The 14,090-nt window shown below is 32.8% G+C and carries 9 protein-coding genes; 6 read left to right on the forward strand and 3 right to left on the reverse strand.

What is annotated here, in order from left to right:
• Nucleotides 1-1,054 precede the first annotated feature (1,054 nt).
• Complete coding sequence (locus RCG21_RS32450; RefSeq protein ID WP_308914534.1) at nucleotides 1,055-1,279, reverse strand: helix-turn-helix transcriptional regulator; 225 nt, start codon at nucleotides 1,277-1,279, stop codon at nucleotides 1,055-1,057.
• A 198-nt stretch (nucleotides 1,280-1,477) separates the two neighbouring features.
• On the opposite strand from RCG21_RS32450, the gene RCG21_RS32455 reads away from it, so the two are divergent.
• The 3 genes from RCG21_RS32455 to RCG21_RS32465 are packed head-to-tail and all read left to right on the forward strand — an operon-like array spanning nucleotide 1,478 to nucleotide 2,604.
• The gene (locus RCG21_RS32455) at nucleotides 1,478-1,831 is read left to right on the forward strand and encodes a hypothetical protein (RefSeq protein WP_308914535.1); all 354 of its coding nucleotides are present in this window, start codon (nucleotides 1,478-1,480) and stop codon (nucleotides 1,829-1,831) included.
• 51 nt (nucleotides 1,832-1,882) lie between these two features.
• A complete protein-coding gene (locus RCG21_RS32460) occupies nucleotides 1,883-2,353 on the forward strand; it encodes a hypothetical protein (RefSeq protein ID WP_308914536.1) in 471 nt (156 codons plus the stop codon).
• The gene (locus tag RCG21_RS32465) at nucleotides 2,350-2,604 is read left to right on the forward strand and encodes a hypothetical protein (RefSeq protein ID WP_308914537.1); all 255 of its coding nucleotides are present in this window, start codon (nucleotides 2,350-2,352) and stop codon (nucleotides 2,602-2,604) included. The genes RCG21_RS32460 and RCG21_RS32465 overlap by 4 nt, the downstream gene beginning before the upstream one ends.
• Before the next feature lie 150 nt (nucleotides 2,605-2,754).
• On the opposite strand, the gene RCG21_RS32470 is transcribed toward RCG21_RS32465, so the two are convergent.
• Entirely contained in the window at nucleotides 2,755-4,410 is a 1,656-nt protein-coding gene (locus RCG21_RS32470) for a helix-turn-helix domain-containing protein (protein WP_308914538.1), read from the reverse strand.
• A 10-nt stretch (nucleotides 4,411-4,420) separates the two neighbouring features.
• Nucleotides 4,421-4,894 carry a hypothetical protein gene (locus tag RCG21_RS32475; RefSeq protein ID WP_308914539.1) on the reverse strand — a complete coding sequence of 158 codons (474 nt, stop codon included), beginning with the start codon at nucleotides 4,892-4,894 and terminating at the stop codon, nucleotides 4,421-4,423.
• Between the two features lie 2,892 nt (nucleotides 4,895-7,786).
• Between RCG21_RS32475 and RCG21_RS32480 the strand changes: the two genes are divergently transcribed.
• The 3 genes from RCG21_RS32480 to RCG21_RS32490 all read left to right on the forward strand — a co-directional run bounded on the left by RCG21_RS32480 (nucleotide 7,787) and on the right by RCG21_RS32490 (nucleotide 12,447).
• Nucleotides 7,787-8,905: a hypothetical protein gene (locus tag RCG21_RS32480; RefSeq protein WP_308914540.1), complete on the forward strand. Its 1,119-nt coding sequence runs from the start codon at nucleotides 7,787-7,789 to the stop codon at nucleotides 8,903-8,905.
• Between the two features lie 1,260 nt (nucleotides 8,906-10,165).
• Nucleotides 10,166-11,284 carry a hypothetical protein gene (locus tag RCG21_RS32485; RefSeq protein ID WP_308914541.1) on the forward strand — a complete coding sequence of 373 codons (1,119 nt, stop codon included), beginning with the start codon at nucleotides 10,166-10,168 and terminating at the stop codon, nucleotides 11,282-11,284.
• An 869-nt stretch (nucleotides 11,285-12,153) separates the two neighbouring features.
• Entirely contained in the window at nucleotides 12,154-12,447 is a 294-nt protein-coding gene (locus tag RCG21_RS32490) for a hypothetical protein (RefSeq protein WP_308914542.1), read from the forward strand.
• Nucleotides 12,448-14,090 lie beyond the last annotated feature (1,643 nt).

The raw sequence follows: 14,090 nt of genomic DNA on the forward strand, positions 1-14,090 counted from the left end.
CCAGAATTGCAATTAACACTTCTATCATTAAGCCTTGTGGTTGGGTTAAGGTGTTGGGTAGTTATTTTTTCCGTTCTAGGTTTTAAACAGTGTATAAATTATTACCCAGCAGGAAACTTCATTAACATTAAAACATATGTTAATAAAAACAATATAAACAACGTATATGTTGTTTATAAAATTAATAATATTATCGAAAATGAATACTACATATAAATTATTAATTTGTATGTTTACATCAATGTAAACAATGTAACTTTTAAGATAATTTCACCTACGAATATGTTCATGTATTCCGTTGATCATAGAAGCTTAATTCATGCTTTAATTGCTCAATAAAAGAGAATGTTTAAAGAAGCCAAAAAAAGTATAAATTTCAGATTCATTAAATAAATCACCTAAGAGTTATCCAATCAGTTCCTTCGGCCAACCGTTATATCTAATTACTCTTGCCGTTAATTTTTTAGCGAATCTTTACTTCAATTCATTTTTCTCATGCATTTTTTGCATCTTTTACTGCTTTTTTTTAATGTTTTGTTACGTTTTTATCCTTCTTTTATTTGACATAATCTAGCTTTCCTTTCCTCGAGAGAATTGTGGTACAAAAATACTCAACGCATTCTTTTTCATAACAGCCTCATCTTATACCAAGTTTTACCATAAAAATTCTACTTGGTAATGTAAAATAAGTTTTTATGAGATTTCAGTATTTGAATTTAACAGATCCAAAAGTTAAAAACAAATTTCCTATAATCTAAAGGGTAAATTCCTATATTTTTTCTCTGTTTTTCTCATTTCTGATTCTTCCAATTGTTTAACTAAATCGGTAATATCCTTATCACCACTTACAAAAACCTTTTTAAGTGGGCACGTTACACAATTTCTTTTTTGATTTGCCTCCAAAACTCCAAAACAACTTTCTCCGGTTCTCGACCTTTTAAAGTGAGAGAACCTTTCGCGTTACTTTGCTATCAGCTTCGTAAAGTATTTCGATTGTCACATCCATTTTCTTCGCTCCTTACTTATTAATAAATAAGGTCATGTCACGGTTTTATTACATATCAAAAAAATCCTCATATGTTATATCGCTATCGAATTTTCTTAGAAATTTAACTATTTTTTTAGCCGTACCCAAAGTGGGTTGATGATCGGAATCAGTACACAAACGATTAATTGTAGCCCTGGATACACCGGATCCTTCCTGTAAATCCTTTTGACTTAATCCGTGTCTTGATAAGTATTTTGCTAGTCGTGGTTTATCCTTCCCAAACCAACTCATATTTTTTGTTCCTCCTAGACTAAAATTCTATCTACATCATTGACACTTTTCTCATAGCTTATACAAAATGCCTCACCTATGAGGCATTTTTTTTCATAGGTGCGGCATTTTATAAATCTAGCTTCATATGATTAAACAAAGAAGTGGTGCCACCTGGTGTCAGGTCAAAAATGTAGTTAATCAAAGGAGGTATATATAATGGCTTATCGCCCCAGTGTTCGTTATGCAGATGCTTATCAAAAATATATAAAAGAGGTAGACGAAGCTACTCACCTTGATCGCAATCAAATCATCCGGTTAGCCCTGTTTACGGCTGCTCAATGCAAAGAATATCAATCTATTCTAAAAAAACACATTAAGGGTGGTGCCAGCCTCCCTCAAGCTGAATGGGGCTGGGAAGACGAAGGTTTATGGAGATTCCAAAACTATACACCAAAACCAATTAATAATAGAACTCCTAAAAAGGTTGAAACCATAAGGGTTATAAATAAAGGGGGAATCAAATACGTTCCAAAAACCTCTCCCCCGTCCGGATCCAGCGTAACAAAGTAACTCGGTTGTCACTGTCAATTGTCAGTACAAAATGAAAGGTAGGTTTTATGAGTGGTAGAGGAGACAGTTTTAAAAAATAATCGAGTGAATTTATCTTTAACAAATCGACAAGACTCAAACTTAAAACGATTAGCAATAAGTATAAATATGAAGCCATCTAGTTTAGCAGTTTCACTGTTAGATAGAGGGATGTACGATAAAAAGATGATTAAGGAACTCGAACAAGAAAGGCATATTTACAGTACTCAAATGATTGTATCGAAAGGAGGAGGTAATAAGAAAATTAATCGCGTCAATTTATCCTTAACCGATAAGCAATTTATGAATTTAAAACGGTTATCAATCAAATTAAATATACGACATACAAAACTTGCTGCCTTAATTATTGAAAAATGTTTGTCCAATGTACAGTTGATCAATGACCTTCAAAACGAATATTGCACTCAAAAAGCTTATAGAATAGTCCCTATTAATAAAAATGGTGAACTTACCTTCACGTTAATAGGAAGGGATGACTTATGAGTTGGGTTAGTTTTATTTCAGGTTGTGTGTCAGTTCTCTTTGTATATGCTTTATTTACATCAGATAAAGAAAAAAATGAAATAGGACTAGAAGGTGCCGAAGGGAATGAATTAATTGTTAATAGTCAATCAGGAAGATATGTCACACTTTCATGCCAAACTTGCCGAAAGATACAAAAACATAAAGAAATTGAGGATAACCTTTATCAATGTACAAAATGTAAACGACACATTGATTTAAGGAGGCATTAAAAATGCTAATGAATAATGTTGATTTCCTTCTTCTACTAATAAAAAGATTAATGTGGGTTTATTATGTTAATTTTTGTTTATAAAATGGGAAGCACTTTCATTTAACAAAAAAAATAATTAATTAAAAAAATAAACATCGAATTTCGATGTTTATTTTGCATTTAGCCATTCCTTCATTTTTTGTAAGTTCTCTTTATAAGGACGTTTAATAAGATTTCTTTCATACCGAGACAAAGTACTATGTGACATTCCCATTTCATTTGCTGCCTCTAAAATGCTTAATCCACGTTTCGTTCTTTCATTGTGAATGGATTCAGGCGATACCGACTTTTCTTCAATCGCCTCTTTAGCTGCAGCAGCCTCCTGCTGGGTCATCCCCTTTAACATGGACGAAATATTTACGGTTTCATAATCATAATCATCAATCAGCAATAAGTCTCTATCATCCCCAATTCCCGTAATATCTGTAGGGGGGATGATTTGAACCCGAGCCTTTAACCAGGTGTTTGCAAACCAATTTCGTTCTTGCTCAATCTGCTGCTCGATATCTTGTTCCTTATAACTCCATTCCTTAATGATACCATCGTTCTGCAGGGTATCTAGTATTTCTTCAAATTGTTCCTTAATCCTTGAGCCGTATCGTGGATTTACATCCAAATCCATGACCTTAAGCAGCCCTTTATCTCCACCAATATGATAGGCCCTTAGATAATCTGCACTTTTTTGCCGAATTCTCCACTGCCAGGATAAATAGCGTGCTAATCGTTTGTGATATTTTTGTTTAATTGGATGGTACTCAAGGGTTTTTAATGCCAACATACCACTACTTTTTTGAGAGCCATACAAAAAGTTTGAAAGCAGTTCTCCAGGACGAATACTACATTCATATATACCAATTGGTTTCTCTCCACGGTAAGCAACCGTTACACTATCCACTACAAACAGTGGATTAAATTGAACTCGGCCAATTTCATCAAAATTTTCTTGATCCTCATTAATAAATCTTAGATTTTCCCGTTCAATCCTTATCCAAATGGTAGTAAGAGCTGCCAGCCTCTTCATAATATCGTCACGTTCTTTTTTACGATAAGAGGAGTGATAGCCATCAGTCTCTTGCTTTCTACCTTGTAGTCGCCGAAGATTCAAAGCATCATCTGTATGGAAATGAATCATTTGGTCTTTATGAGTTGCCTGCTGCATCCATAAAATTGAAACTATATCAAAAATGTCTGCTGTTAAGTCATCCATCGATGTAATGGCTTGCGAGGTTAAGTTTTTCCATTGCTCGATTGCAGCATGGGATTTCACTTTTAAGTAGGCATTCTCGGACCTTACCTGAGCTGTTGCTTCTAGCGCCTTTTCCGCAATCTTAGCAGTTGGAATTTCTGTCGCGATGTCAAATTCATTTTTACTGATGGTTTCTCTTAATTTATGAAATAATAAAGCAGAACCGGATTCCACAAAATTCTGATTTAACAAGGAGTTTATCACTTGTCTATTGTTAGATTTTAAGGAGTAGGGGGCACTCTCCTCTTCGACTAATCGTATGTATGGAAGAACAAAATTCCTAATTTCATTTTTATAGTCGTGAGCCCATTTTTCCAAGTTCTCAATATTTAATTGATGCTCTTTTGTTAATCGGTCCATGATTACAATAAATGCTTTTAACGATTGGCTAGGCTGATGTTCTTTTTGATTTATCAAGAGTTGCTGGATGTCACCGTTCCACTCAACAATCAATTGAGGATGGTCCGGGAAAATCTCTTTTGTAACATTCAAGAATTTACTTTGTAAAGTATCTAACATGATTCTTCATTCACCCGTTCCTAGTTTCCATATTTGTAAATGAGTATTGTTGAGTGTACATGCCAAAAACATCCGTTTCTAAAATACCCAATTCGTGCAAAAAACTAATGGATTCAAAAGAAAAGAATTGAATAAGTGGATTTTTTTCCAAAATCGCATTTTTTAGTTGCTCAATATCCTTTTTTAAATAAACACTATACTTCCCGCTTGAGTCCTTGATTTCATCAGGTGAATAGCTAGTTTCTTTTATAGGATGATTTTGCTTACATTCATACACAATCTCATCCTCAATATAATAAGTTGTTATACTGATCTCTTTAGAAGCTTTATATCTTTCAATTTGTTTTCGAAACCATATGGGACCGCTAGATAAAGTAACCACTGGTTTAGGCAACACACCACGCAGATGATAAGTAGAGACCTTTCTCCGATCCCATCCGAGGATTTCAGCTGCTTCCTTTACACCCACTAAAAACTCCATCATTTATCCCCTCGTATATACAATATAAGGTTATTATGAGTGGTAATTGTTGCCTTTGTCAACACTTGTTTGTTCAATAGGCGTTTAGTAAATTCATTACACTTTGTAGAAAACTGGTAGTGCAACTTTTAATTGAGGTTGACGTTTCCTCTCACAATATGCACAGTCTAACAAACTATAAAAATAGGTTTCAATTATCTGAACTCAGTCTACCTATATAAACTTAAAACAATAATGGATTGGGACTTGTATCTTATACGTTAAACATGCTTTATTTGACGGTTCCTTTCACAATGTGCAAAGACCTTTTTTCTAATATTCCTTTATTTTTACTGACTAATAAGATTCCAACTGATAGGGGAATAGCATTTTCTATGTCCTCTTTGACGCTTCCTCTCACAATCTGCACAGTGCTTTTTCTAATAATCCTTCATTTTTACTGACTAATAAGATTCCAACTGATAGGGGAATACCGTTTTCTCTTTCCTCTTTGACGTTTCCTCTCACAATCTGCACAGCGTTTTCTTTTTATAATCCTTTATTTTTACATAAAAGTAATCCCAATAGGCTGAGGAACTACTTTTCTATGTCCTCTTTGAAGCTTCCTCTCACAATCTGCACAGTGCCTATTCTAATTATCTCTTATCTTTACATTACAAGGAGATCCCAGCAGGTTGGGGAACTACTTTTCTGTGTCCTCTTTGACGTTTCCTCTCACAATCTGCACAGTGCTCTTTCTAATTATCCTTTATTTTTGCATAACAAAAAGGTCCCAACAGGCTGAGGAACTACTTTTCTGTGTCCTCTTTGACGTTTCCTCTCACAATCTGCACAGTGCTCTTTCTAATTATCCTTTATTTTGCAAGCCAAAAAGATTCCATTAGGATGGGGAACTACTTCCCTGTTTCCTCTTTGACGTTTCCTCTCACAATCTGCACAGTGCTCTTTCTAATTATCCTTTATTTTGCAAGCCAAAAAGATTCCATTAGGATGGGGAACTACTTCCCTGTTTCCTCTTTGACGTTTCCTCTCACAATCTGCACAGTGCTTTTTCTAATAATCCTTTATTTTTGCAAGTTAAAAAGATTCCATTAGGATGGGGAACTACTTCTCTGTTTCCTCTTTGACGTTTCCTCTCACAATCTGCACAGTGCTTTTTCTAATAATCCTTTATTTTTGCAAGTTAAAAAGATTCCATTAGGATGGGGAACTACTTCTCTGTTTCCTCTTTGACGTTTCCTCTCACAATCTGCACAGTGCTTTTTCTAATAATCCTTTATTTTTGCAAGTTAAAAAGATTCCATTAGGATGGGGAACTACTTCTCTGTTTCCTCTTTGACGTTTCCTCTCACAATCTGCACAGAGTTCTCTTTTTATAATCCTTAATTTTTGCATAAAAGTAATCCCAATAGGCTGAGGAACTACTTTTCTATGTCCTCTTTGAAGCTTCCTCTCACAATCTGCACAGTGCCTATTCTAATTATCTCTTATCTTTACATTACAAGGAGATCCCAGCAGGTTGGGGAACTACTTTTCTGTGTCCTCTTTGACGTTTCCTCTCACAATCTGCACAGAGTATTTTTTATATTCCTTTATTTTTGCATAACAAAAAGGTCCCAATAGGCTGGGGAACTACTTCTCTGTGTCCTCTTTGACATTTCCTCTCACATTGTGCACAGTGCTTTTTCAAATATTCCATTACTTTTACATAATAAACTGGTCTCAACTGGCTGGGGATTTCGTTTTCTGGGTTCGATTTGACGTTTCCTCTCACATTGTGCACAGTGCTTTTTCAAATATTCCTTTATTTTTGCATAATAAAGTGGTCTCAACTGGCTGGGAATTTCATTTTCTGGGTTCGGTTTGACGTTTCCTCTCACATTGCGCACAGTGCTTTTTCAAATAATCTTTTATTTTTGCATAATAAAGTGGTCTCAACTGGCTGGGGGATTTCGTTTTCTGGGTTCGGTTTGACGTTTCCTCTCACATTGTGCACAGTGCTTTTTCAAATATTCCTTTATTTTTGCATAATAAAGTGGTCTCAACTGGCTGGGGAATTTCGTTTTCTGGGTTCGGTTTGACGTTCCTTCCACATTGTGCACAGACCTTTTTCAAATAATCTTTTATTTTCACATAATAAAGAGGTCTCAATAGGCTGGGGAATTTCGTTTTCTAGGTTCGGTTTGATGTTTCTTCTCACATTGTGCACAGAAATTTTATTAAAAATCTTTCATACAACAAAGATCTCTGAATTGACAACTGAATGTACAAAATTAAAGTTTCGTTGATGTATCTTCTTAATTGATGCACATTAATAAACCTTGAACATCAAGAAATAATTAATTTACACCTCATTACACCATCTACTCCAAGATGTCGTGTGCAACTTTTTTATGCTGACGTTTCCTTTCACAATATGCACAATCCTGCCAAGGACAATACTTTTTATACCTGCCATGAATTAAGAAGTTCAGAAAATTAAACACTAATTTATTAAAAAGGACAAAATACTGCACTATTTTCTCATTCTTTGGTATGAAGTTAAAAAATTTGACGTTTCCTCTCACATCCATTTGCACTGATTCATGTGCAAGTTTTTAAACCTCTCATTTGGTTTTAATACACTCTTTTAAAGAAACGTTGATAAATCAACATTCCTCTTATTCTATTTGTCTATTACTCAATGACGTTTCCTCTCACAGGATGCACAAATAATGAAATTATATGACGCTTCCTTTCACATAAAAACTTTTACCATATTCTTTAACCCCTTTTCCCCCAAGGGTTCAAGGCACATTGTGCAACTTTAAAATCCCTTTAATAAAGGGCAGCATTTCCTCAATTTCCATTTTGCTATAATTCAAACTAGGAAAATAGGCGAGAGGAGGGCAAAAATTGAAGAATAACATAAGAATCCACGGTTTTCGAATGCATCATGCTATTTTGGAAGAATTCCGTTTTTTACGTGATGAGTCATTTGAGCGCCCTCCTGCCTCAGCTTACGTGGTTTATATGACCTTGTTAAAACAATTGCAAGTTGAACAGAATCAACGAGGCATTATAAAAGAGTTCAATCTATCTTTTTGGTCGAAAAAACTTGGAATCTCTTATTCCACTCTTTGGGGAGGAAGAAGGTACTTAGAAAAACATCATTTTATTAAAGAGGAAATCCACGAAGGGTTGCCTGTTTTAGTACTGAAGGATGTTGAAAAATATAATACCCCTGAACATGAAGGTGTGGTTCTTAACTACCTGATCATACCGCACGCCCTTTTTGAAACCAATATCTTGGCGGAATTCGTACGAACTTCTAATCCTGAAGGAATCGAGCTCCTTCTATCCTTACTTAACCAATTTCGTACAAGTATGTCTTACATCAAAACCGATGCAGTGGAAAAGGTAAAGCAAGTACGGACAATGAAAACACTCAAGTTACAGTTGAATAAAAATGCCAAAGGAGTCCGCAAAACATTAAGTGTTTTAGAGTCTCTATTTAAGGTGGATTTTTCCGGGGTTGAAATTCGTGGTAAACAATTATGGATTAAGAAAGTTTCTTTTTCCTTAAAACCAGAATGTGTGGAAGAAAATACTGATGAATTTAACGTCAATTCACTTATGGCAAAGTTGTCTAAAGAGCTTATCTATTTCTTAGATGGACACCACATTAAATATAAACCAAGAGACCAAATCGATGTCATGATATCTTTTAAACAAGAAGTAGCAAATAAACTGAACTATCTCATGGATGATAATGAAAAGAGCTTTACGGTTCGTGATCGTTTCATGAAAAATTTCTTTTTAGAAACAATGGATCAAATCGGGACTCTTATACATACCGAAAAACAGCGAAAAGGATCTTTTCATTTTTACTCAATCGGTGCTTTTTTCAGAATGGCTTTCCGAAAATATCTTCCTGGAGCATTAAAAAAGCTGCCATATGAACGACTTTTTGAAGCAAAGGTTAGGGAGTTTACCATAACTGGTCAAGAACCAGCACTTTACAATCTAATTTAATATAATAATTTAGCCTTGTGAAAAAAATATACACTCACAGGGCTATTCGAATTTGTAATCATTTAATATATAAATACACATTCTTTAAAAAATTTCCTTCTTTAGTAATCTGCCGTGATAATGGACAGGTTTTCAAGGGAGGAAATTTTTTTTTGAGTAAAAGAGTTCCGAATATAATCTTGTGTATTTGTGATTATCTAAAATATGAACTTGTGAATATGAAAATAATAAAAAAAGATCCCTGTGAATTTGTAGATTCTTTAATAGAATTGGTGTGAGATAGTGGAAACTATGATATTACACGTCTTATAAACAGCTGGTGTCGTTCTCTTACAATGGATTTAGCCCCATATTTAAAAATGCTTATTAAGTTTGTTTTTTACTAGTTATGTACTTTTTTACTAATATTAAATTTCTTAGTAATTATGTTTTTTACGAGAGAAACACGAATTTAAAAGAAGTACTCAATATTCATTAACATTTTATTCTCGGATTAAAAAAATATGAGTGGGGATTTCAAAAGGGAGAAGTATTAAAAATAGCAGTTTGAATAGGGGCTAAATGTAGGAAAAGGAGAACCCGTTTTAAATTACACTCTGCAAGAAGGAGATTGTTTTAAAAAACTTGAGTTCCGTATATAGAACTGTGGATAAGTTAATAACCAAATATCTTTTTATATATAATATAGTTTTGTAAATCTGTATGATTACAAAGTTGAATAAATGTCCCATTTCACCTAAATATAATGGTAATATTTAATGACGGTTCCTCTCACAATATGCACTAACTCTTGAAACGACTACATTCTTAAATAAAGATGAAGCAATTTTAAACGTTTACAATATACATAAATCTATTAAATAAGCACAAAATATTGCACAATTTTCTCTCTCATTTGTATGAATTTGAAGGATAATGACGTTTCCTCTCACAAAAACTTGCACTGAAACATGTGCAAGTTTTTAAATTTCCGTATTTATTATAAAAGACTCTTTTAAAATAAGGCTGATAAATCAACATCTTTTAACCTCTATTAATCTATTATAAAATGACGTTTCCTTTCACATCGTGCACTTTTAATGTAAAAACATGACGTTTCCTTTCACAAAAAAAAATAATAGTTTTTTTACAAACCCTTGGGAGACAAGGGGTTAGCTCCTATTGTGCAACTTTAAAAATCCTTTAATAAAGGGCAGCATTTCCCCGAAATCCACTTTGCTATAATTCAAACTAGGAAAATAGGTGAGAGGAGGGCCAAAATTGAAAAGTCAAATAAGAATCCACGGTTTTCGTATGCATCATGCTATTTTAGAAGAATTCCGTTTTCTTCGCGATGAGTCTTTTGAGCGTCCTCCTGCCTCAGCCTATGTTGTTTATATGACCATGTTAAACCAATTAAATTCGGAACAAAATCAACGAGGAGTACTAAAGGAATTCAATCTTTCATCCTGGGCAAAGAAACTAGGAATCTCATACTCTACTTTATGGGGAGGAAAGAAGTATTTAGAAGATCATCACTTTGTAAAAGAAGAAATCCATGAAGGATTGCCGGTTTTGGTTTTAAAAGATGTAGAGAAATATAATACTCCTGAGCGTAATGGGGGAAATCTTAACTACCTGATCATCCCACACGCCTTATTTGAAACCAATATTTTGGCTGAATTCGTACGTACATCCAACCCTGAAGGAATTGAGCTTCTGCTATCCTTGCTTAACCAATTTCGAACAGGCATGTCCTTCAGCAAATCTGGCAAAATTGAGAATTTAAAACAAGAACGGACAATGAAAACTCTTAAATCCCAATTAAACAAAAATGCAAAAGGAGTCCGTAAAACATTAAGCGTTTTAGAAGCTCTATTTTCTATTGAATATTCCGGGATTGAAATTCGCGGTAAGCAGCTTTGGATAAAAAAAACGTCCTTTACCTTAAAGCCTGAGTGTGTAGAGGAGAATACAGATGAATTCAATGTAAACCCGCTTATGGCAAAATTATCAACGGAACTTACATATTTTTTGGATGGAAATCAAATTAAATATAAACCAAGAGATCAAATAGACGTTATGATTTCTTTCAAACAAGAAGTAGTAAACAAACTGGCCTACATTTTAGATGAGGATAATGAGAACTTTACTGTACGAGATCATTTAATTAAGAAGGTCTTTTTAGAAACTATGGATCAGATTGAAGCTCATATACATACAGAAAAAGAAAGAAAAGGATATTTCCGCTTTTACTCTATTGGAGCCTTCTTCAGAATGGCTTTTAGAAAGTATCTTCCTGAGTCCTTAAAAAAGGTTCCATATATTCTTATCCATGAAGCCAAAATTAGAGAATTTACCAAGACTGGTCAAGTTCCAGCACTGTACAGTGTAATTTAATACTATAAATAGCCTTGTGAAAAAAATTATCGTTCACAAGGCTATTCAGGTTTAATTAAAATTCATCCTTATTAAATAAATAGGAACCTATTACATTCCTTCTTAGAAAATCTGTCTTAATCTTTAACAGATCTTCTGAGAAGGATGTTTTTTTATCTACCAAGTTACGAATATAAACCTGTGTATTAGTGGATATTAAAAATTAGAATCTGTGAATATGTAAATAGTTAAAAAGAAGAATTGTGGTTATGTGTATTTATTTATTTCCTCATTGTGGAATTGTGGAATCTATGTTATTTCAAATCATATAAATTGCTAGATCCCTTCTCCCTCAATTGATTGACCGATATTTTGCAAAACGCTTATTATTTTTGATTATTTATTAAATATGTTCTCTTTAATATATATGTATGTTTTACTAAATTTATTATTTTACGATGTAAATCTTTTGATTTTTATATAAGTCATTTTTTTTGATTATTTATAAAAAAGGGTTACAATCAAAGTAAAAATGAAAGTAACATAATAGACAAAAAGTACATTCATTTTAATGAAAATAGTTGACTACCATTTACCACTTTATTAATGTAAAGACTTAAAGGTCGCTTAGACGATTTTATGGGGAACGGGAGTATATTTCTCCTTTGGAATCAACATGGGGCTCCGCACGAGTAATCTCTTGAAACTAAAAGTATGTTATAGGGGCTGACTCCGTGACATAGGCTTATTTCGGCTATTATCATTACAAAGAATATAGCTGCATTGTAAACAATCCTTAACCAATGAGAACCCATATCACCTTACGATATATTGAAATTACTAAATAGAGAATATCGTGAGAAACTTTGTTCTTTAGGGAGACGAAGACAATGAAAGTAAAGTATAAAGACGGTAGCATATACGGACCTGGCTTAACCGATTTCCCTTACCAAGAAGGGGACTATGTAACAATTGTTGTTAAGTATTGGGCCACTAAAGAAGATGAAGAAGAAATTTATTATCATGGCCATATAACACAATTAGAGGACGAAAGAGAAGGTTTTTGGGCCGTTTTAGATGATGACCCCAATCAGGAAGAATATTTTCATTTTGGAGATATAGAGGCCGTCTTTGATGGTGACAAGATCCCCATTTTAGGTGGATGGACTCAGCGAAAAAATTAAAATTTAGCATGGTATATCGTACAAAACGCAGATATTATACGCTAATACATTTTGGGAAGAAAAAGCTCTGATTTTTTTCTACACTAATTTAGAAAAATCAGGGCTATTTTATGTTTCCATTAATCAGCCTGTGTTTTTTACAATAAAATTTAAAAGTATATCATACTGTTTTAACTTACATTTTCATTTTGGAATTATTTTAAATCCAACTAATAATGAAGTATTTATTAAAATATATGTGTAAATATATTTTAACTTTATCATCAAAATATATTTATATTATTAAATTTAATATGTATATTAACATATATGTTAATATACATATTAAATTTAATTGGTTTATTTTTAAATTCCAATAGATATTCATTCTACAATTTTTTCTTTATCTTCTCGATTTACAAGCTTTTAAAAAAGTACCATTATTCAGCTAATAGTAAGTATTTAAAGTTATTTTTAGCTATGCATGTGCTAAGTTTTTTTTATGCCAATTTACTATGTATTTAATAAATTAACATATATATTGTTGTATATTTATATGTGTTAATAATATATATGTATATTCTTAATAAGAATACAGGTTTTTCAAGTATTTTAGTATATCAATAAACTGAAATTGGACAGATTAAATGTTTTCATAGGCCATAACTGAATATTATCAAAGAACTTCCGCTCATCTTGTTTGAAAACTTAAATTTAAGATTTGTAACCTTGGAGTTCCTCTAGCCTTAATATAAAAACCACATAACCAATCCTTCCTTTCTTTCTTTCTTCAGAATTGACTAGTAACTTTCACATAAATGCTACGATTTTAAAAATAGATAAACTGATTTAAATTAGACAGTTCTTAAAATTTTATATACAGTCTTTTAAGGAGGTCGACATCTAATCATTTGAATCTATAAGTTTTGTAGCTTTAAAATAAATAAAAAACTCTAACCCTAATACGGTTAGAGTTTACTGTGTTTCATCTTTTTTATCTCTTTAACAACAAAATATAGTTAGACATATATATTAATGTATACATCTAAGTGTATTTCAAATTTATTATATTTATAAGAGTATATAATGTATTAATAATAACATATATGTCGTCATATATTTATATAAATGTTTATAATATATACATATATGTATATGGTATATATTATATGCTAGGTATAATTAATAAAGAAAAATAAGTGAGTCGAACTAGTGAAGTATCTGACTATAACTACATTCTGGCTGGCTGAGGGTAAATTAAACCTTTATTGACAAGGCTACAATGAAATTTATCAAATAAATCAATAATAACTTCAATAGATAAATTAACATATATGTTATATCTGTATGTGTTTAATAAAAAAACTGCGTTAACAGCAACTTATTCGCCGTTCTACTTAATGAATGATTTATGAATTTAGCCAGTATCCCTTAAAACATGGGGATACTCCAAAGAAGTAGCCATCCAATTTAGTCAATTGATGGCTGCCAAAAACGGTGGCTCCGATACGGAGATGTAGACTATGTTGATTATGTTCTACGCTATTATCATTCAGGAGAAGGAAACGTAGTTGTTGTAGGGGATGGCACTCAACGTTTTGATATGGAAAAGGTCCATAATTTTATGAAAAAATTCCTCTGCCAGCCATATAGCAGGCAGAACA

This window comes from Bacillus salipaludis (genome assembly GCF_030938565.1).
GTDB classification, from domain to species: domain Bacteria; phylum Bacillota; class Bacilli; order Bacillales; family Cytobacillaceae; genus Neobacillus; species Neobacillus salipaludis_A.

What these genes read in the sequence shown, in the direction of transcription:
- RCG21_RS32450 (WP_308914534.1), bottom strand. Translation starts at nt 1,279, where the DNA reads ATGAGTTGGTTTGGGAAGGATAAACCACGACTAGCAAAATACTTATCA.
- RCG21_RS32455 (WP_308914535.1), top strand. Translation starts at nt 1,478, where the DNA reads ATGGCTTATCGCCCCAGTGTTCGTTATGCAGATGCTTATCAAAAATAT.
- RCG21_RS32465 (WP_308914537.1), top strand. Translation starts at nt 2,350, where the DNA reads ATGAGTTGGGTTAGTTTTATTTCAGGTTGTGTGTCAGTTCTCTTTGTA.
- RCG21_RS32470 (WP_308914538.1), bottom strand. Translation starts at nt 4,410, where the DNA reads ATGTTAGATACTTTACAAAGTAAATTCTTGAATGTTACAAAAGAGATT.
- RCG21_RS32475 (WP_308914539.1), bottom strand. Translation starts at nt 4,894, where the DNA reads ATGATGGAGTTTTTAGTGGGTGTAAAGGAAGCAGCTGAAATCCTCGGA.
- RCG21_RS32490 (WP_308914542.1), top strand. Translation starts at nt 12,154, where the DNA reads ATGAAAGTAAAGTATAAAGACGGTAGCATATACGGACCTGGCTTAACC.